The sequence below is a fragment of the Saccharopolyspora tripterygii genome (genome assembly GCF_054778355.1).
In genome coordinates this window covers 134,987-154,629 of sequence record NZ_BAAGZP010000018.1, presented here as the reverse complement: position 1 = coordinate 154,629, position 19,643 = coordinate 134,987, and the positions used below count along the sequence as shown (strand labels likewise).

Genomic DNA, 19,643 nt, shown 5'->3' with positions numbered 1-19,643 from the left:
GGCAATCCTCGTGCGATTGCCGGGGTTTCGTCGTCGGGCTGGTCAAAGCTCGTCAAGAACCTGCTGCGGTCGCTGACGATGCGGATCGACGAGCGCGGGATCCTGATGCACCACTCCGCGCAGCGGGTGAAGGTGGAGCTGGGCTGGCAGTACGCGGCGCCGGTGCTGCGCCGAGGCTCACTCGAAGGAACGGGCCAGGCTGGGCGGCAGTTCGCCGGAGTGCACGATGCCCAGGCGCTGGGTGGCGCGGGTCAGGGCGACGTAGAGGTCGTTGAGGCCCCGGGCGGAGGATTCGGCCACCACCTGGGGTTCGACCAGCAGGACCGCGTCGAACTCCAGGCCCTTGGCCTCGTCCACGGTCAGCAGCACCACCGGGGCCTCCAGGTCGTCGGGCCGGGTGCCCACGACCGCCTCCGGCAACGCCTCCGCGAGCCCGGGCCCGATCTCGGCGAGCAGGTCCGGCGGCAGCAGCACCGCCAGCCTCCCGTCGGCGACCTCCGCCAGCTCCTCCGACACCACCTCGGGGAGCTCGGCGATCAGGTCCTCGCGCGGGACCTGCTGCGCCCAAGGAAGATTCCCGGTTGTGCGGACCGACTGCGGCGGTTCCAGGTCGGTGTCCATGTCGGACAGTACCTCGGCGGCCACGTCCATGATCTCCGCCGGAGTGCGGTAGTTGACCGTCAACTCGGCCTGCTTCCAGCGGTCCTGCACGTAGGGGCTGAGCACCTCGTCCCACGACCTCGCACCGGCTGGCGCGCCCGTCTGCGCCACGTCGCCGACCAGCGTCATCGACCGGCTCGGGCAGCGGCGCATCAGCACTCGCCACGCCATCTCCGAGAGCTCCTGGGCCTCGTCGACGATGACGTGCCCGAAGGTCCAGGTCCGGTCCTCGGCGGCGCGCTCGGCGGCGGTCAGGTCGCTGCTCGTGCGGAAGCGCTCGGCCAGCAGCTCAGCGTCCAGCACGTCGGAGACCCGGAGCCGCTCCTCGTCGGCGATCTCCTCGTCCTGCTCCATGATGTGCAGAACGCCTTGCGCGTAGGCGAGTTCTTCGCGCTCCTGGCGCTCGCGATCGGCGCGCTGCTGCGCGTCGTCCTCGCCGAGCAGCTCGGCCAGCTCGTCCAGCAGCGGCACGTCGGCCGGGGTCCACGGCGTGCCCGCCGGGCGCAGCAGGGCGTCGCGCTCGTCGTCGTCGAGGGACTTCGCGGTGGCCGTGGCCAGCCGGTCCGGCGAGCTGAGCAGCTCCTCGAGCAGCACCTGCGGGCTCATCTCCGGCCACAGCTCGTCGAGCGCGGTGGTCACGGCGGGCTCGGCCCGCAGCTCGGTGTTGATCTCGTCCAGATCGCGCCGGTCCAGCAGTTCCCGGCCGAGCCGGTCGGCGACCTGAAGGGTCAGAGCGCGGAACATCTCGTCCTGGAAGACCCTGCGGGCCAGGTTGTGCGGGCGGCGAGTCCGGCGGGCGCGGGTGCGCGCGGCGGTCGCGTCCTTGCGGCGCAGGTGCAGCGGCTCGCGGTCGAAGGTGACCTCGACGGCGTCGCGCGGCACCTGCTGCCGGTCCCGGACCGCGGCGGAGAGCACGTCGGTCATGCTGTGCCGGCCCTTGATCTCAGCGGTGCGCGCGGATTCGGTTCCGGTGGCGACGATCCCGGGGTAGAGACTGCCCACAGTGGACAGCAGGACGCCGGTCTCGCCCAGAGACGGCAGCACCTGGCCGATGTAGCGCAGGAACGTCGGGTTCGGCCCCACCACCAGCACACCGCGCTTGGAGAGCTGCTCGCGGAACGTGTAGAGCAGGTAGGCCGCGCGGTGCAGCGCGACGGCGGTCTTGCCGGTGCCGGGTCCGCCCTGCACGACCAGCACGCCGTTCATGCCCGCGCGGATGATGCGGTCCTGCTCGGCCTGGATCGTGGAGACGATGTCCTGCATCTGACCGGTGCGCCGCGCGTCGAGCCGCGACAGCAGAGTCGCCTCTCCCGCCAAGCCGAGATCGCTGCCCTGCTCGGCCGAGTCGAGGTCGAGGATCTCGTCCTCGTAGTCGAGGACCTTGCGCCAGCTGGTCTTGAGGTGCCTGCGCCGCTGCACGTCGTCGCGAGCGGCAGCGGTGGCCAGGTAGAACGGGCGCGCCGCCGGTGCGCGCCAGTCCAGCAGCAGCGGCTCGTACTCGTTGTCCTCGTCGAACAGGCCGAGCCTGCCGACGTGGAAGGTCTCGCCGCCGTCGAGATCCAGGCGTCCGAAGCACATCCCGTGTTCCACCGCGCTGAGCTGGGTCAGCTTGTCGGTGTACATCCGGGTGGAGATGTCGCGCTCGGTGCGGGCCTGCGGCGGGCCGCCGCTGTCGCGCAGCGTGTCCTTGAGCCGCTGGGTGGTCTCCGCTCTCAGGTCGTCGAGCTTGCCGTACAGCACGTTCAGGTAGCGCTGCTCGGCCGCGATCTCCTCGGCACGGACGGTTTCCCGATCAACTCGGGCGTCGGACAATTCGCCACCTCAAACCAGGCGCGGACAAGACAACCGGACCCCCAGGGCCCGACCTGCCAATATACCGCGCCTCCGAGACCCGGGCGTCCAGTCGAGCGCTGGTGCTTGCCGATCGGCGCGCAGGGGCCGGAAAGCGGTGAACCCCCTGGGCCCGGGGGACGGGGCCGCAGGGGGTTCACCTGGGTGGCAGTCGTCAGACGACTGCGGAGATTCCGAGGATCACGACGAAGGAGACCACCGACAGGAGGGTCTCCATCGCCGACCAGGTCTTGAGGGTCTGCCCGACGGTCATCCCGAAGTACTCCTTGACCAGCCAGAACCCGGCGTCGTTGACGTGCGAGAGGAACAGCGAGCCGGAGCCGATGGCCAGCGCGACCAGGGCGCCCTGCGCGGGCGGCAGGCCCACGACCATCGGGGCGACCATGCCGGCGGCCGAGATCGTGGCCACCGTCGCCGAACCCGTCGCGACGCGGATGCCGACGGCGATCAGCCAGCCCAGCACGAGCGGCGAGAGGCTGGCGCCGGTCGCCAGTCCGGTGATCGTGTTGTTCACGCCGGAATCCACCAGCGTCTCCTTGAAACCGCCACCGGCGCCGACGATCAGGATGATCCCGGCGATGGCGGGCAGCGAGCCGCCGACGACGTCGGAGAGCTGGTTGCGGGAGAACCGGGCGCCGCGGCCCAGCACCACGATCGCGATCAGGACCGTCAGCATCATCGCCACGACCGGCGTGCCGATGGTGTCCAGGATCGTGTACCCGAGCGAGTCCTCGGGAAGCGTCAGGTCGGCGACCGACTTGCACAGCATCAGCACGACCGGCAGCAGCAGCATCGCCACGGCGGCGACGAAGCTCGGCCGGTGCGGGTGCTCCTCCTTCTCCGGGGTCTTGCCCAGGAGCTGAGTGGCGGGCGGCAGGTCGACGCGCTGCGAGATGTAGGAGCCGAACAGCGGGCCGGCCACGATCGCGGTCGGGATGGCCACCACGATGCCCAGGGCCAGCGTGATCCCGAGATCGACGTGCAGCGCGTCGACGGCCGCCAGCGGTCCGGGGTGCGGCGGGACGAGCCCGTGCAGGATCGACAGGCCGGCCAGCGCCGGGATGCCGATCCGGAGCATCGGCTGCTCGGTGCGGGCGGCGACCATGACCACCACCGGCACCAGGAGCACGACGCCGACCTCGAAGAACATCGGCAGACCCAGCAGCGCGGCGATGAACACCATCGCCCAGGGCAACGTCTTGCTCGTGGTCCGGCGCATCACCGTCTCGACCACCCGGTCGGCACCGCCGGTGTCGGTGAGCAGCTTGCCGAGCATCGCGCCCAGCGCGACGAGCAGACCGACGTCGCCGACGGTCTTGCCCAGGCCCTCGGTGAAGGTGTCCACGAGGTCGGCGAAGGGCATCCCCGCGACCACGCCGAGGGTGGTCGCGCCGAGGGCGAGGGAGAGGAAGGGGTGAAGCTTCGCCCAGCTGATCAGCAGCACGATCACCGCGATGCCGGCGACCGCGGCGCTCAGCAGGCGGGTGTCGTGCGCCGTCCAGGCCGCTGCCTGGACGAGCGGGGCGGGAAGGCTGGAAAGCATGGGGTGGCTCCTCGTTGAGCAGCTGGTGCGCGCCACAGCCTAAGCAATAAGTATGACTTTTAGCTCTTCCTTACCGATTAAGTATGACTGTTACGCCCGTCACCCGGGGTCGCCGCCTACTCTCGGGCACTGGTCGAACGCGTTTTTCACCGGTGAAGGAGCGTGTCGGATGAGCGGCGGGCTGCACGGCAAGGTGCTGGAAGTGCTCGGGCGGGAGATCGCCGCCGGCACCCACGCGCCCGGCAGCGTGCTGCGCATCGAGCAGCTGGAGGAGCGGTTCGGGATCTCCCGCAGCGTCGCCCGCGAAGTCGTCCGCACGCTCGGTTCCATCCGGCTGGTGGTGGGCCGCAAGCGGGTCGGCATCGTGGTGCGCCCGCGCGACGAGTGGAACAGCTTCGACCCGATGCTGATCCGCTGGAGGCTGGCCGCCGACCGCTCGGCCGAGCTCAAGAGCCTCGCGGAACTGCGCACCGCCGTCGAGCCGGTCGCCGCCGCGGCCGCCGCCGACCGCGCGGCCGACGAGCACGCCGCCCGGCTGGTCACGCTCGCCGAGCGGATGGTGGCCACCTCCCGCGCGGGCGATCTCGACGCGTTCATGGACGCCGACGTCGAGTTCCACCGGTTGATCCTCAGCGCGTCCGGCAACGAGCTGTTCGCCCAGCTGCACGAGGTCGTCGAGGAGCTGCTGCGCTGGCGCGCCGGGCACGGCCTGATGCCGATCCACCCGCGCGCGGTCGCGGTCCGCCTGCACTGCGAGATCGCCGAGTGCATCCGCGCGGGCGACAAGGTGCGCGCCGAGTGGGCCATGCGCGAACTCGTCGCCGAAGCCCTCGAAGGCACGCTGGAGGGCCTGGATCCCTGAGCGGCACCAGGTCCCAGTTTTAGTCCAAACCGAGCCATGATCATGTCCGAAATGTCGGCTCAGTTATGACTAAAACTGGGACCTGGTGCGGGGGAGCCGCCGGACGCAGGAATCCCCCGCGGCCTCGGGGGAGCGGTCGCGGGGGATTCGCCGAGTCGGGATCAGCAGCCCAGGATCAGTAGCCCTGGTAGCTGCCGCCGGAGCGCAGACCCGAGACACCCGGAACGTCGGCGACGGAACCGTAGCGGTCGATCGAGTAGCGGGTGGCGGCGACGATGTTGTCGACGGGGTTGTAGATGTCCTGGTGGCCCGGAACGGCGAAGGACTCGAAGGTCGGCTCGATGGTCTGCATCAGACCGATCGACGGGGTGCCGGCCGCGGCGTTGGAGTCCCAGTTGTTCGTGGCGCTCGGGTTGCCGTTGGATTCCTTCATGATGATCGTCCGGATGGCCTCGGAGTCGATCTGGTCGCGGGAGACGCCGTGGCGCTCCAGAACCTTGATCGCTTCCTGGATCCAGGCGTCGACCTGGTCCTTGGGCTTGACCTCCGGCGCCGGAGCCGCTGCGGGAGCCGGGACGGACTCGGCGAGCGGGGCGGGCAGGTCGACCGGCGCGGGCTCGGCGACCGGAGCGGGCTGCGCGACGGGGGCGGGCTGCGCGACGGGGGCGGGCGCAACCTGGGGCTGGACGATCGGAGCGGGGGCAGGCGCGGGGTGCTGCGCCGCGGGGGCTGCGGCCAGCGGGGCGACCTCGGCGGCCTGGTGGACCGGCGCGCTCTGCGTGGCGACGTCCTCGCCGCCGGCTCCGGCGGTGAACACGCCGAGCACGCCGAACGCCGCGACGGCGGTTCCCACCTGCAGCGAGCGCATCTTGGGGGCGACGCGGTGCGAGCGGTCGCCGGGCTCACCGAGGAAGGTCGCGCGGAGTCGGCTGCCGAACGGCACCGTCCTCTCCCAACGGTGCCGGCCGGTAGAGCCCTGCGGGGTGTCGGGGTTGATCTGGTCGGAGTTCTTCGTATCGTCGGGGGTCACGAGGAACCAGACTCCGGAACGGAGAGTCACCCTGCATGGTGGTTTCTACGGGGTCGACTACCTAGATTGCGCCGTTCGGGCGGTTCGAAGAACGTTTTTAACTACCCAATGTGATAGTAGGCAAGAACGTTACAGGGCCTCGCTGTCGGCTCCGTCACCCGTTCGCTGACCCGCGACCCACCCCGCGATCTGCGCGCGGGAGGTGAAGTCGAGCTTGGTCAGGATGTTCTGCACGTGGCCTTCGACGGTCCGCTGGGCGATCACCAGGTTCTCGGCGATGTCCTTGTTGGTCCGCCCCTGGCTGACCAGATCGGCGATCTGCCGCTCCCGGCGGGTCAGCGGCATCGGGTGCACGTTGTCCTCGGACTCCGAACCGGAGGACGAGCGCCTGCCGCTCTGCTTGATCTCCAGCGCGTAGTCCACCGCGTGCGTCAGCGACATCTCCCGGCCGCGCTCGTACTGCTCGTCGAAGGACTCCGGCCCCAGCGCCGTGCGGATCTGCATCAGGTGCTGGTCGTGATCACCGGCGAACCGGGCCCAGAACCCGGGCGCCGAGCGCACCGCGTCCCACAGCGCCGAGGAGGTGCCCAGCAGCCGGGCGGCGCGCTCGAAACGCTGCTGCCGGTGCGCGATCCAGGCGAGCGTGTCGAGGCTGAACGCGCTGCCCAGCCGGTTGTCGAGCTTGCGCTGCAGGCGCAGCGCTTCCTTGACCGAGTTCTCCGCCCGGTCGGCGCGGTCGCGCAGCATCTGCACCTGCGCGATCGCCCACTGCGCGTAGGAGCGCCAGTACAGCTCGCCGTGCTCGGTGGACAGCTGGATGCACTCGGCGAGCAGCCGCAGTCCCGCGTCGGGATCGCCGCCCACCCCGTTGATCAGGCCGAGCGCGTGCAGCGACCAGAGCTCACCGGCCAGCTCCTCGTGCTCGCGGAACTGCTCCAGCGCGCCACCGGCCAGCTCGGCGCCGCGCGGCTGGTCGTTCTGGAAGAACGCGATCAGCCCGTGCAGCAGCGTCAGGTAGGCCCGCTCGATCTCGTCGCCGCGCTGGGTGGCGAGGACGGTCGCGCGCTCCAGCGCGGGCTGCACCTTCTCCAGGTCGCCCTGCAACAGCGCGAACCACGCGCTGACCCGCAGAGCTTTGGCGCGTTCTGGCAGGTCGCGCGGGGTTCCTTCGAGGACCTCGTCCAGCCAGTGGCGGGCCTCGGTGTTCAGGCCGCGGATTCCCCAGTACTGCCAGAGGTCGGTGACCAGCCGCAGCGCCGTGCCCCCGGTGTCGGTGCCCTCGGCGGCGTGCCGCAGGGCGATCCGCAGGTTGTCCTGCTCGTGCCGCATCCGCTGCACCCACGCGGGCTGGTCGGGGCCGATCCACTCGGCGGCGAATCGCGCGCTGAGCTCCGCGAAGAAAACGCAGTGCCGGTCGCGCACCAGCTCGACCTCGCCGTAGGCGGCGAGCTTGTCCATGCCGTACTCGCGCAGCGTGTGGGTCAGCCGGTAGCGGACCTCGCCGCCGTCCTCCTCGCGCATCAGCACCGACTTGTCGACCAGCGAGTGCACCGCGGTGAGGATGTCGACGCCCTTGCCGTCGCCCGCGACGTGCTCGGCGGCGGCGAGGTCGAAGCTGCCGGAGAACACCGACATCCGCGCCCACGCCCGCCGGTCGCGCTCGTCGAGCAGCTCGTAGCTCCAGTCGATCAGCGCCCGCAGCGTCTGCTGGCGGGCCGGAGCACCGCGGCGGCCCTCGGTGAGCAGGTCGTAGCGCTCGGCGAGGCGCTCCTCCAGCTGCTGCAGCGACAGCGACCGCAGCCGCACCGCCGCCAGCTCTATCGCCAGCGGGTTCCCGTCGAGGTGGTGGCACAGCCGCATCAGCGCCGGCGCGTTGTCGGCGGTGACCTCGAACTCCGGGACGGCGGCCTTGGCGCGGTCGACGAACAGCCGGACCGAGGCGAACTGCTCGTAGGCCTCGGCAGGCGGCAGGTGGTCGAGGTCGGGCACCTGCATCGGCGGCACGACGACGGTCGATTCGCCGGCCACGCCCAGCGACTGCCTGCTGGTGGCCAGCACGCGGACACCGGGGCACCAGCGCATGATCGCGTCGACCAGCAGCGCGACGTCCTCGATCACGTGCTCGCAGTTGTCCAGGACCAACAGCATCTCCCGGTTCTTGAGCTGGTCGACGATCGTCTCCAGGCTCGCGGCGGCCGACGGGCCGCCGAGGCCGAGCTGCTCGATGACGGCGTCGAGCACCAGCGCGCCGTCGTCGAGGTTCTCCAGCTCCACGAACCAGGCCTTGTCGCGGAACGAGCGGCGCATGTTGGCGGCCACGCGCACGGCCAGCCGGGTCTTGCCCACTCCGCCGGGCCCGGTGAGCGTGACCACCCGCGACTCGGAGAACAGCCGCTTGGTGAGGGTGATCTCACGACGCCGGCCGACGAAGCTCGTCACGTCGGCCGGGAGGTTGCCCGCCGATTCGCGCACGCGGGCCTTGGCAGTGGAGACCACGCATGCGAGCTTAGCTCGCGAACGGCCCGCTGACCTGGGATCTTGGTCCGGCCGCAGCCTCCACCCGGTCGGGTGGACTTCGAATTCGGCCAGCTCCGGTCGGTGAACCGCCCGCTGCGATGCGCCGACCGGGTCGTGTTCCACCGAACCCGGCCGGAGCGGCTGATCATCTCGATAGTGTTCGCTTCGTCACCCCTCGTGGTCGAACGGAGTCGTGTGGTGCTTGATGAGCAGCAGGCCGGGCCGACCACCACCGGCGGAGCCGTCCGGCATCCCGGTCATGACGCCTTCCTCTCCTACAGCCACGCCGCCGACGGCCGCCTGGCACCCGCGCTGCAGCGGGGCCTGCACCAACTGGCCAGGCCGTTCAACCGGCTGCGCGCGCTGCGGGTCTTCCGCGACCAGACCGACCTGTCGGCCAACCCCGACCTGTGGTCGACCATCGAAGCCGCGCTCGCCGGCTCCCGGCACTTCGTCCTGCTGGCTTCCCCCGAAGCGGCGCGCTCGGAGTGGGTGGGGCGCGAGGTCGAGCACTGGATCCGGAACCGCGAGCGGGAGAGCTTCCTGGTGGTGCTCACCGACGGTGAGATCGTCTGGGACGAGGAGGCCGGGGACTTCGACTGGGAGCGCACCACCGCGCTGCCCGAAGCGTTGCGCGGCTGGTTCGGCTCGGAGCCGCTGTGGGTGGACCTGGCCTGGGCGCGCACCGACGAGCACCTGTCCGTGCGGCACGCGCGGTTCCGCGATGCGGTCGCGACCATCGCCGCCCCGATGCACGGACGCTCCAAGGACGAGCTCGACAGCGACGACGTGCGCCGGTACCGCCGGTTCAACCGGATCCGCAACGCCGCGGTCGCGCTCATCGTGATCCTCGGCGTGGTCGCGGCCCAGCAGGCGTTCCGCGCGGAGTCGCGGGCCGACGACGCCCAGGCCGCGCTGGAACGGGTGATGTCCAGGGACCTGGCCGGGCGCAGCGAAGACCTGGGCGACACCGATCCGGCGGTGTCCAAGCTGCTCAGCGTCGCCGCGTGGCGGATCGACCCGAGCGCCGAGGCTCGCGGCGCGATGGTCGCTGCGCTGGACCGTCCGGGGATGGGGATCTTGGAAGCCGGCAACGGCGCGTTCGCGCTCAGCGCCGACGGCCGGGTGCTGGCCGTCGCCCGGCCCGACCGCAGCGTCCGGTTCTACGACACCGCTTCGCAGCGGCAGCTGGGCGCGCCGATCGACAACCGCGCCGAGATCTACTCGATGAAGTTCAGCTCGGACGGTCGGCGGCTGATCACCGGTGACGTCGAGGGACGGGTCCGGGCCCTCGACGTCATCACGCACGAGCAGATCGGCGATGACTTCGTCGCGCGCACGGATCAGGTCGTGGCCACCGCTCTCACCCGGGACGGCCGAACGCTGGCGACCGCCGGCACCTACGGCACGGTCCGGTTGCACGACCTCACCACCGGCACGCAGATCGGCAACGCGATGCCGAACTACACCAACGGGAACCTGGCCTTCAGCCCCGATGGGACGACGCTGGCCTACTACGACGGCGACGGCGTCCGGTTGTGGAACACCGCGACGCAGCAGCCCGTCGGAGCTCCGATGACGGCCCTCGGCGAGATCACGGCCATCGCGTTCAGCCCGGACGGTGCGATGCTGGCGATCTCCGGCTACGACGGCGCGATCCGCATCTGGGACGCGGCCACCCAGCAGCTGCGCGGCGATCCGATCGGCGGCGGGTTCCGGGGAGGCTCGGAAGGCGGCGGTGCGAGCGCCGTGGCCTTCACCGAGGACGGTTCGGTGGTCTCGGCCGTCGGCCTCGACGGGTCGGTGCGCGCGTGGAACGTCGCGGAGCCGCGCCGCGAGCTCGGTGCCGACCTGACCGGCAACGAGACCCTGCGCGGCGCGGTGTACAGCGCGGACGGTGGCACCCTCGCGGTGCTCAGCGAGAACGGCGACGGTATCCGGCTCTGGGACATCAACTCCTTCGCGCCGCGCGGTATCCCGGTCGGCGAGACCGACGAGAGCGTCATGGGAGCCGAGGTCAGCCCGGACGGGCGACTGCTGGCGACCGGCGATTTCCTCGGGCAGGTGCGTGTTTTCGACCTCGCCACCGGAGAACCGGTCGCAGGCCCGTTCCAGAAGGCCGATGGCGGGCAGGTCAGTCGGATCGTCTTCAGCCCGGACAGCCGCCGGATCGCTTTCGGCCACGACATCAGCACCGGCATCGGCAACGATCCCGTCGTCGAGGTCTGGGACGTCCCCGGCGAAGAGCGGGTCGGGATCTCCACCGGCACGCCGCTCTCGTTCAGCGCGGACGGATCGACGCTGGTGGCCGCCCTGGGGAATGCGGTGTTGGACCGGTGGGACCTCGAATCCGATCGGCACCGCCCGATCTCGACGCTGGGCGACGACTTCCAGAACGCGGCGCTGAGCGGAGACGGACTCCTGGCGCTGAGCGAGGCCGACGGCACGGTGTCGTTGTGGGACGCGGAGAAGGGGGAACGCGTCGGCGAGCTGCGCAACGGACCTGGTGCGCACCTTCTGGAGCTCGCCTGGAGCCCGGACGGCAGGGTGTTGGCGGTCGGCAGCACCGACGGCACCGTCCGGTTCTGGGACGTCACCACCCGCACGCCGCTGGGCGACCCGCTGCCGCTGGACGGGCCGGTCGACGCGCTCCGGTTCGGCCCGGGCGGTGACACGCTGGCGATCTCGGCGGGGTACGAGATCATCCTGTGGGACTTCCCGTCGCGCAGGCAGATCGGACCGGCGCGGTCGGCCCGCGGGGAGAGCCCGACCTCGCTGTCGTTCACCCCGGACGGCCGGGCCTTGGCGTCCAACACCGGTGCTGCACCCGGTCATCCGGCGGCCCGGCTCTGGGCGTTGCCGCCCAGGCAGGACCTCGACCGCGCGCTCTGCGACCGCGTGGGCCGTTCGCTGTCGGCCGAGGAGTGGCAGCGCTACCTCCCCGACCTGCCCCACCAGGAGGTCTGCCCCTGACCACTAGGGTGGGTGCGTGCGGTTCGAGGGTTTCGGTGACGGTGCGGTGGAGTTCTACGAAGGGCTCCTGGCGGACAACTCGAAGGCCTACTGGGCCGACAACAAGGAGCTCTACGCCGAGCACGTGCGGGCGCCGATGGAGGCGCTGCTGGCCGAGCTGGAGCCCGAGTTCGGTCCCGGCTTCGGCAAGGGCAAGGTGTTCCGGCCGTTCCGCGACGTGCGGTTCAGCCACGACAAGTCGCCGTACAAGACCCACTGCGGAGCCGTCATCGAGCAGGGGAGAGGTGGCGGTGCGTACTACGTCGAGGTCGGCCCGGAGGGCATGCGGGTGGCCGGCGGCTGCTACCACACCGAATCCGACCAGCTGGCGCGCTTCCGGGCCGCCGTGGACGCCGAGATCCACGGTGAGGAGCTGCGGAGGCTGCTCGACGCGCTGAGCGAACGCGGCTGGGAGATCGCCGGGACCGCGCTGGCGACGCGTCCGCGCGGCTTCGCGCCGGACCACCCGAGGCTCGACCTGCTCAGGCACAAGTCGCTCTACGCCACGCGCGCCTGGGAACCCGACGACGCGCTGCACGGCCGCGAGTGCCTGACGCGGGTGCGGGAGTCGTGGGAAGCCGTGCGCGACCTCAACCAGTGGTGCGCCGACCACATCGGGATCACCGAGAAGAAGCGCCGATGACGCAGACCAGTAGCAACGCAGCCTCCCCGAGGTGCGCGGTGCTCGGCCGGTCCCAGTTTTAGTCATAACCGAGCCATGATCATGCCCGAAATGTCGGCTCAGTTATGACTAAAACTGGGACCTGGTCACCGACGCTCATGGCGGGTCGCGGAGTGGAAGGTGAGGACCGCCCAGCCGATGAGGGCGCCGGCGACGTCCACGGCGGCGTCTAGGAGTTCGCAGCTGCGCCCCAGCGGTAGCGCGCCCTGCAGCACCTCTGACAGCGCGGCGTAGGCGATCAGGCTCGGGAGCAGCCACGCGGTGCGCGCGCCGGCGATCCGGCCGGTGACCGCGAGCGCCGCGAAGAGGGTGAAGTGCACCACCTTGTCGGTTCCCGGCGGAGCTGTCGGGACGCCCGATTCCGGCGTGAACAGCACGACCCAGCTCGCCAGCAGCGCGATCAGAAGCGGAAGCCGCCTGAACTGGCTTCTGTAATGATCCAGCAACGAAATCCCCGATCAGCTTCTTGGGGCGTGGCTGAGTGCTGCACCCGGGCGGCGAGAGACTACGCTGACGTGATGTGAGTCGACGAGCCAAGATCGTTTGTACCATGGGCCCCGCCACCGCCAATCCGGAGAAGGTGGCCGAGCTCGTCAGCAGCGGAATGGACGTCGCCAGGCTGAACTTCAGCCACGGCAGCCACGCCGACCACCAGCAGGTCTACGACATGGTCCGGGCCGCGGCGAAGGAATCCGGCCGCGCCGTGGGCATCCTAGGAGACCTGCAGGGACCGAAGATCCGGCTCGGGAAGTTCGCAGCCGGACCGGTCGAGTGGCGAACCGGCGACGTCGTGCGCATCACGGTCGATGACGTGCAGGGCACGCACGACCGGGTGTCCACCACCTACAAGGGCCTGGCCGAGGACGCCAAGAAGGGCGACCGGCTGCTGGTCGATGACGGCAAGGTCGCGATGGTCGTGTCCTCCGTCGAGGGCAACGACGTCGTGTGCGAGGTGACCGAGGGCGGCCCCGTCTCCGACAACAAGGGGATCTCCCTGCCGGGCATGGACGTCTCGGTGCCCGCGCTGTCCGAGAAGGACATCGAGGACCTGGAGTTCGCCCTGGAACTGGGCGTGGACTTCATCGCGCTGTCCTTCGTGCGCAGCCCCGCCGACATCGACCTGGTGCACCAGGTGATGGACCGCGTCGGTCGCCGCGCACCGGTCATCGCGAAGCTGGAGAAGCCGGAAGCGGTCGACAACCTCGAAGCCATCGTGCTGGCCTTCGACGGCGTCATGGTCGCTCGTGGTGACCTCGGCGTGGAGCTCCCGCTCGAACACGTCCCGCTGGTCCAGAAGAAGGCGATCCGCATCGCGCGGGAGAACGCCAAGCCGGTCATCGTGGCCACCCAGATGCTGGACTCGATGATCCAGAACTCTCGCCCGACCCGGGCCGAGACCTCCGACGTCGCCAACGCCGTCCTCGACGGGGCCGACGCGGTGATGCTCTCCGGTGAGACGAGCGTCGGCCGCTACCCGATCGAGACGGTGCAGACCATGGCCCGCATCGTCGAGGCCGTGGAATCCGGTTCGCCCACGCCGCCGCAGCTGAGCCACGTCCCGCGCACCAAGCGCGGCGTGATCTCCTACGCGGCCCGTGACATCGGCGAGCGCCTCAACGCCAAGGCTCTGGTGGCCTTCACGCAGTCCGGCGACACCGTGCGCCGGCTCGCGCGGCTGCACACCCGCCTGCCGCTGCTGGCGTTCACCCCCGAGGAGTCCGTGCGGAGTCAGCTCGCTCTCACTTGGGGGACGGAGACGTTCTTGGTGCCTAAGGTGGACACAACGGACCAGATGGTGCGGCAGGTTGACCAGGCGATGCTGTCCCTGGGCAAGTCGCAGCGCGGCGACATGGTCGTCGTGGTCGCAGGTTCGCCGCCGGGCACGGTCGGTTCGACCAACCTCATCCGCGTGCACCGGCTGGGCGAGGAAGACCACGTCTGATCGGCCTTCGGGCGGGAGCGATCAGCTCCCGTCCGGCCGGTCGGGCGCACGAATCTAGGAGCACCCAGTGACGGAAGCGGCCAGGGCCGCAGCAGCCGACCCGACCGGAACTCACCTGCAGGGCGAGGTTCCGCTCGACGCCAACGGCGTGCCGCACGGCCAGCCCGTGCTGGACAGCCTGGTGGCGCTGCTGGATCTGGAGCGCATCGAGGAGAACATCTTCCGCGGTGTGAGCCCCGCTTCGTCGACCATCCGCGTCTTCGGCGGCCAGGTCGCCGGACAAGCGCTGGTGGCAGCCGGTCGCACGGTGCCGGAGGAGCGGCGGGTGCACTCGCTGCACGCGTACTTCATCCGGCCCGGCGACCCGAGCATCCCGATCGTCTACGAGGTCGACCGCACCCGCGACGGTCGCTCGTTCACCACCCGTCGTGTCGTCGCGCTCCAGCGCGGCAAGACGATCTTCTCGCTGTCGGCGTCGTTCCAGGTCGACGAGGGCGGTATCGACCACGCCGAGTCGATGCCCGAGGTCCCCGACCCGGAGTCGTTGCCGACGTTCGGCGAGCGCCTGGGCGAGCTGTCGAAGTTCGGTCCGCCGCAGCCGCGGCCGATCGACGTCCGCTACGTCACCGAACCGCCGTGGGTGAGCCGGGAGACCGGACCCCGCGAGGCCCGCAACCAGGTCTGGATGCGCGCCGACGGCCGGCTGGCCGTGCCGGACGACGACCTGCTGCACGTCTGCATCGCCGCGTTCGCCTCCGACATGACGCTGCTCGACGCGCCCCTCGCGCGCCACGGCGTCTACTGGGGGCTGGACGACGTGGTCGGCGCGAGCCTGGATCACGCCATGTGGTTCCACCGCCGCTTCCGCGCCGACGAGTGGTTCCTCTACGACTGCGCCTCGCCCAGCGCCTCCGGCGGCCGGGGCCTGGCCACGGGCCGCTTCTTCTCCCAGGACGGCCAGCTGGTGGCCACGGTCGTCCAAGAAGGCCTCCTCCGCGTCAACGACTGACCCCCTTTCCCGACGGCCGGGCCCCTCCGTTTTCGGTGATGTGGTGGTGGGGAAGTTTTCATGAAAACTTCCCCACCACCACATCACCGAAAACGGGACTTCCTCAGGCGTGGGAAGGGTGTTCTTCCGAGGGATTCTCGGTTTCGTGGTGGGGCGCAGTTTTCATGAAAACTTCCCCCTCTTCACGTGCGCTTGCGGCGTTGGGGGCGCAGGTGCTTGGGGGCCGTCAGGGCTCGGGTGCGGAGCTGTTCCAGGACGATCGAGCTGGTGAAGTTGCGGACCTCCGTGCGGGAGGCGAGCTTGTCGACCAGGAACTCCTGCAGGTGCTTGGTGTCGGACACCGCGACGTGCAGCAGGAAGTCGGCCTGACCGCTCACGTGGAGCAGCGAGCGGGTCTCCGGCTGCGCCATGACGAACTCGCGGAACTGGTCGACGATCTGGCGCGTGTGCGGCCGGACGTTGACCGCCACCACCGCCTCCAGCGCGAGTCCCGTCGCGGCCGGGTCGACGTCGATGTGCGACCCCGTGATCACTCCCCGTTCACGCAGTCTGCGGACTCGTTGCAGGCAGCTGGACGGCGCCAGCCCGATTCGTTCGGCGAGGGTGCGGTTCGGCAGGGTCGCGTCGTTCTGCAACTCCTCCAGAATCCACCAGTCGACCGAATCAAGTTCTACGGATTCGCTCATTGCCGAACATCTTACGTGCGTGATGGAAAACCGGCGAATGAACGGCGGAGGATATGCGCATCCACTTCCCACACATTCTTCGAAGGAGTTCGTCGTGCACATCGCCTGGGGGTCGTTCCTGCTGGCGCTGCTGGTGATCGTGCTGGTCCCCGGTCCTGACTTCGTCCTGGTGACCCGCAACGCCGCCACCGGGCGTCGCTACGGCTGGCTCGCCGCCGCGGGCGTGAACTGCGGCCTCCTGCTGCACGCGACGGCCGCCACCCTCGGGCTGTCGGCCCTGGTCGCGGCGGTGCCCGCGGCGCTGTTCGTGGTCAAGGGGCTGGGCGTGGCCTACCTCGGGTGGATGGCGCTGCAGATGCTGCGCCACGCCGGTGCCCCGCAGGCCGAGACCGTCGTGGAGCAGCCGCGCTCGGGTCGCTCGGTGTTCCTGCGCGGACTGCTCACCGACGTGCTCAACCCCAAGGTGATGCTGACGTTCCTGACGCTGCTGCCGCAGGCGATGGACCCGAGCGCGGCGCCGATGCCGCAGGCCGCCCTGCTCAGCTCGGTCGCGGTGCTGGCCTTCGCCGCGTGGTGGCTGGTCGTGGTCCCGTCGGTCGGCAGGCTCGCGGCCCTGCTGGCGAGCCCCAAGCGCCGCGCGGTCTTCGAGCGCTGCTGCGGGGGAGCTCTGCTGGCGATGGCCACCTCGATCGCGGTGGGCTGATCCCGGTTTTCGATTTGCGACCTTCGGGTTGACTTCGTTGACCTCCCACATCCGGGCTGCCTAGTCTCCGTGATCTCGGAGAGGAGCCGGAATGCGGAGACGGTGGGCGTTCGTGGTCGGTGTGGCGGCGGCGTTCCCGCTGCTGGTGGTGCCTTCGACGGGTGCTGCGCCGACCGGGGTGGACGCGTTGAAGGTCGACCTCGACGACATCCTCGCCGATCCGCGGCTCGCCGGAGCGCAGGCCGGTGTGGTCGTGCGCGATCCGGCCACCGACGAAGTGCTCTACAGCAGGCAGGCCGCCGATCGCGCCACCCCGGCCTCCAACGCGAAGCTGTTCACCGCCGCCGCGGCGCTGCAGGCCCTCGGCCCGGACTACCGGTTCCGGACCCAGGTCCTCAGCGCCGCGCCGCAGCAGGGCTCGACGCTGGCGGGCGACCTCCACCTGCGCGGGACGGGCGATCCGACGGTGCTGGCCGCCGACTACGACCGGCTCGCCGCCCGGCTCGCGGAGCAGGGCGTCCGGGAGGTCCAGGGCAGGCTGCTGGCCGATGACACCTGGTTCGACGACGTTCCGCTCGGCTCGGGCTGGGCGTGGGACGACGAGCCCTACTACTACTCCGCTCCGATCTCGGCGCTCAGCGCCGCGCCGGACACCGACTACGACGCGGGCAGCGCGATCGTGCGGGTCACGCCCGCAGCGCCAGGGCAGGCGCCGGAGGTCGCGCTCGACCCGGGAACCGATGCGCTGACCATCGACAACAGGGCGTCCACGGTCGCAGGCGGCGAGCCGGACATCACCGTCGAGCGCGACCACCGCAGCGGCCGGGTCGAGGTCACCGGAACCATCCCGGAAGGCGCCGAGCCGTTCGAGGAATGGGTCGCCGTTCCCGATGCGACGGCCTACGCCACCGATGTCTTCGCCCGGGCGCTCGCCGCGCACGGCATCAGCGTCGCGGGCACCGGGAAGGCTCCCGTTCCGCCGGGTGCGCGCGAGCTCGCCGCGCGCGAGTCGATGCCGCTGCGCGATCTGCTGGTCCCGTTCCTCAAGCTCAGCAACAACGGTCACGCGGAGGTCTTGGTCAAGGCCATGGGCCGGGAGCGGGCCGGTGAGGGGAGCTGGGAGGCCGGTACCGGCGTGCTGGCCGAGGAGTTGCGCGGGCTCGGCGTGAACCCTGACGTGCTGAGCCTGGTGGACGGATCCGGGCTGTCCCGGATGGACGGTGTCACGCCGGAACAGCTCACCGTCCTGCTGGACAACGCCGCTGAGCGCCCGTGGGCCCAGGTCTTCCGCGATGCCCTGCCGGTCGCGGGTGAGCCGGACAGGCTGGTCGGCGGGACGCTGCGCAACCGGATGGCGGGCACCGCGGCGGCGGGCAACGTGCACGCCAAGACCGGTTCGCTGACCGGCGTCACCTCGCTGTCGGGCTACGTCACCGCAGCTGACGGCCGGCCGCTGGTGTTCTCGGTGGTGTTCAACGACCACCTCTCGGAGGCTCCGCAGGACCTGGAGGACGCGATCGCGATCCGGCTCGCCGAGCACGCGGGAGCCGAGGACCAGCCGCGCGGGCGCCCCCGGGTCCCGCATCAGCGCACGACCTCCGACGACCCGCGAACTTCGCGCGACGAGAGCGCGCTGGAGTGCTCCTGGACCAAGTCCTGCTGATCTGTTCTCCCGAAATCCCTTAGGGGCAACGGTTTCGGGTTCCGCTGTCGTATCCGTGCCATACCTGAGAACAGCTCATCGGTCCCCCGGTAGCGTGACCGCCGTCAGTTGCCGCGCTCAGCCGAGGAGCTCGTTCCCGTGACGTTCATCAGCGACACCCTGGCCATGATCGCCGGACTGTCCCGGCCGCTCCTGGTGCTGGTCACCGGTGCCCTGGTGCTCGGCGAGTGCACGATCGGGCTCGGGTTCCTGGTGCCGGGCGAGGCCGGGCTGCTGGTGGCCTCGGCAGCGGTGAACGACGTCGGCTTCTTCCTGACGCTGGCCGGGACGGTCGCGGCGTGCGCGGCGGTGGGCGACAACATCGGCTTCTGGCTGGGTCGCCGGTACCGGCTGAAGATGCGCGAGACGAAGGTGGTGCGCAAGCTCGGCCAGCACCACTGGGACCGCGCGGGCACGCTGCTGCGGCGCTGGGGGATCGGCGCGGTGCTGCTGGGCCGGTTCCTGCCGGTGGTGCGGACGTTGCTGCCCGCCGCCGCCGGCGCCAGCGGCATGTCCTACCTGCGGTTCTTCTTCTCGTCGCTGATCGGCGCGATCGCCTGGTCGGCGACGCACGTCGGCATCGGCTGGGCCGCGGGAGCCTCGGCGAAGTACGTCGAGTCGGTGTTCGGCCGGGCGACCTGGGTGCTGGCGATCGTGATCGTGCTGGTCGGGGTGGGTGTCTGGCTGTGGAAGCGGCGACACCCGCGCGGCCAGGTCGTGGCCCAGGAGCGGCAACCGGAAGACGTCGAAACCGCCGCTTAGGAGGTTCTGCTGTGGTTCAGCGAGATGCGGACGCCTCGGGTGAGCGCCTGCTGCTCCTGCGGGGTGGCGTAGCAGCGAGTCTCATTCATGTTTCTGGACTCTAATGCATGTTTTCTCCGCGAATCCAATGGTGAAGGGGCAGGAGGCCGTTGGTAGGCAGGCTCCGACTCCGTTGAGCGGAGTGCGCTTGGTCGCACGGGTGGGACTAGACTCGAATGCATGGCACACGCTGGCGCGAGCGACGTGACCGCAGGTTCAGAGGACAGCGATTTCGTGGAGTACCTCGAACGTCATCTGGCGGAACGCGGCTGGACCGTGCACGACTTCTGCGAGCACAGCGGGCTGAAGCCCAGCGTGGTCTTCCGCTGGCGGAAGGGGTATCGGCCCGACATCGGCAACGCCCGGATCATGGCCCGCTCCCTCGGCGTCCCGCTGCTGGAAGTGCTGGTCAAGGCCGGTCGGTTGAGTCCCGCCGAGGCCGGAGCCGAAGTGCGGCTCATCCCCGAACTCGACTCGGTGCCGACGCAGGTCCTGCTGCGCGAGGTCAGCGCGCGCGTGCAGCGGCTGGAGCGCTCCGCCGAGTCCGGGCACGCGGAAGCCGGGGTCTAGGCGCACGCCTTGGGAGAATCGGAAGCGGTTGGCTCTCGCAGCGGTTCGCGGTCCGGCAGCCGACCGGCGGAGG

Annotated in this window: 15 protein-coding genes; 9 read left to right on the top strand and 6 right to left on the bottom strand. The window is 70.4% G+C overall.

The window, feature by feature from the left end; translation table 11 throughout:
- Nucleotides 1-177: 177 nt before the first annotated feature.
- Both ACYVF3_RS14590 and ACYVF3_RS14585 read right to left on the bottom strand, forming a co-directional pair.
- Nucleotides 178-2,472, bottom strand: a complete 2,295-nt coding sequence (locus ACYVF3_RS14590) for a HelD family protein (protein WP_461154754.1) — start codon at nucleotides 2,470-2,472, stop codon at nucleotides 178-180.
- 193 nt (nucleotides 2,473-2,665) lie between these two features.
- Nucleotides 2,666-4,054 (bottom strand): GntT/GntP/DsdX family permease, encoded by a 1,389-nt coding sequence (locus ACYVF3_RS14585; RefSeq protein WP_461154753.1) that lies wholly within the window; start codon nucleotides 4,052-4,054, stop codon nucleotides 2,666-2,668.
- Between the two features lie 169 nt (nucleotides 4,055-4,223).
- Between ACYVF3_RS14585 and ACYVF3_RS14580 the strand changes: the two genes are divergently transcribed.
- On the top strand, nucleotides 4,224-4,916 hold the full coding sequence (locus tag ACYVF3_RS14580; protein ID WP_461154752.1) for a FadR/GntR family transcriptional regulator: 693 nt from the start codon (nucleotides 4,224-4,226) through the stop codon (nucleotides 4,914-4,916).
- A gap of 175 nt (nucleotides 4,917-5,091) precedes the next feature.
- On the opposite strand, the gene ACYVF3_RS14575 is transcribed toward ACYVF3_RS14580, so the two are convergent.
- Complete coding sequence (locus ACYVF3_RS14575) at nucleotides 5,092-5,946, bottom strand: transglycosylase SLT domain-containing protein (RefSeq protein ID WP_461154751.1); 855 nt, start codon at nucleotides 5,944-5,946, stop codon at nucleotides 5,092-5,094.
- Nucleotides 5,947-6,075: 129 nt separating this feature from the next.
- Entirely contained in the window at nucleotides 6,076-8,442 is a 2,367-nt protein-coding gene (locus tag ACYVF3_RS14570; RefSeq protein WP_461154750.1) for a LuxR C-terminal-related transcriptional regulator, read from the bottom strand.
- A gap of 219 nt (nucleotides 8,443-8,661) precedes the next feature.
- On the opposite strand from ACYVF3_RS14570, the gene ACYVF3_RS14565 reads away from it, so the two are divergent.
- Nucleotides 8,662-11,436: a WD40 domain-containing protein gene (locus ACYVF3_RS14565; protein WP_461154749.1), complete on the top strand. Its 2,775-nt coding sequence runs from the start codon at nucleotides 8,662-8,664 to the stop codon at nucleotides 11,434-11,436.
- Nucleotides 11,437-11,452: 16 nt separating this feature from the next.
- Nucleotides 11,453-12,118, top strand: a complete 666-nt coding sequence (locus tag ACYVF3_RS14560; protein ID WP_461154748.1) for a DUF2461 domain-containing protein — start codon at nucleotides 11,453-11,455, stop codon at nucleotides 12,116-12,118.
- Between the two features lie 125 nt (nucleotides 12,119-12,243).
- On the opposite strand, the gene ACYVF3_RS14555 is transcribed toward ACYVF3_RS14560, so the two are convergent.
- Nucleotides 12,244-12,603: a VanZ family protein gene (locus ACYVF3_RS14555; RefSeq protein ID WP_461154747.1), complete on the bottom strand. Its 360-nt coding sequence runs from the start codon at nucleotides 12,601-12,603 to the stop codon at nucleotides 12,244-12,246.
- A 74-nt stretch (nucleotides 12,604-12,677) separates the two neighbouring features.
- On the opposite strand from ACYVF3_RS14555, the gene pyk reads away from it, so the two are divergent.
- Both pyk and ACYVF3_RS14545 read left to right on the top strand, forming a co-directional pair.
- Nucleotides 12,678-14,099, top strand: a complete 1,422-nt coding sequence (gene pyk, locus ACYVF3_RS14550; protein ID WP_461154746.1) for a pyruvate kinase — start codon at nucleotides 12,678-12,680, stop codon at nucleotides 14,097-14,099.
- A gap of 67 nt (nucleotides 14,100-14,166) precedes the next feature.
- The gene (locus ACYVF3_RS14545; protein ID WP_461154745.1) at nucleotides 14,167-15,108 is read left to right on the top strand and encodes an acyl-CoA thioesterase; all 942 of its coding nucleotides are present in this window, start codon (nucleotides 14,167-14,169) and stop codon (nucleotides 15,106-15,108) included.
- A gap of 182 nt (nucleotides 15,109-15,290) precedes the next feature.
- Here ACYVF3_RS14545 and ACYVF3_RS14540 read toward each other — a convergent pair whose 3' ends face one another.
- Nucleotides 15,291-15,794 (bottom strand): Lrp/AsnC family transcriptional regulator, encoded by a 504-nt coding sequence (locus tag ACYVF3_RS14540; protein ID WP_461154744.1) that lies wholly within the window; start codon nucleotides 15,792-15,794, stop codon nucleotides 15,291-15,293.
- A gap of 94 nt (nucleotides 15,795-15,888) precedes the next feature.
- On the opposite strand from ACYVF3_RS14540, the gene ACYVF3_RS14535 reads away from it, so the two are divergent.
- From ACYVF3_RS14535 to ACYVF3_RS14520, 4 genes are all read left to right on the top strand, one after another.
- Entirely contained in the window at nucleotides 15,889-16,497 is a 609-nt protein-coding gene (locus ACYVF3_RS14535; RefSeq protein WP_461154743.1) for a LysE family translocator, read from the top strand.
- 91 nt (nucleotides 16,498-16,588) lie between these two features.
- The gene (dacB, locus tag ACYVF3_RS14530) at nucleotides 16,589-18,160 is read left to right on the top strand and encodes a D-alanyl-D-alanine carboxypeptidase/D-alanyl-D-alanine endopeptidase (protein WP_461154742.1); all 1,572 of its coding nucleotides are present in this window, start codon (nucleotides 16,589-16,591) and stop codon (nucleotides 18,158-18,160) included.
- Nucleotides 18,161-18,298: 138 nt separating this feature from the next.
- Nucleotides 18,299-18,961 carry a DedA family protein gene (locus ACYVF3_RS14525; RefSeq protein ID WP_461154741.1) on the top strand — a complete coding sequence of 221 codons (663 nt, stop codon included), beginning with the start codon at nucleotides 18,299-18,301 and terminating at the stop codon, nucleotides 18,959-18,961.
- 219 nt (nucleotides 18,962-19,180) lie between these two features.
- The gene (locus ACYVF3_RS14520; RefSeq protein ID WP_461154740.1) at nucleotides 19,181-19,570 is read left to right on the top strand and encodes a helix-turn-helix domain-containing protein; all 390 of its coding nucleotides are present in this window, start codon (nucleotides 19,181-19,183) and stop codon (nucleotides 19,568-19,570) included.
- The last annotated feature ends 73 nt before the right edge of the window (nucleotides 19,571-19,643 follow it).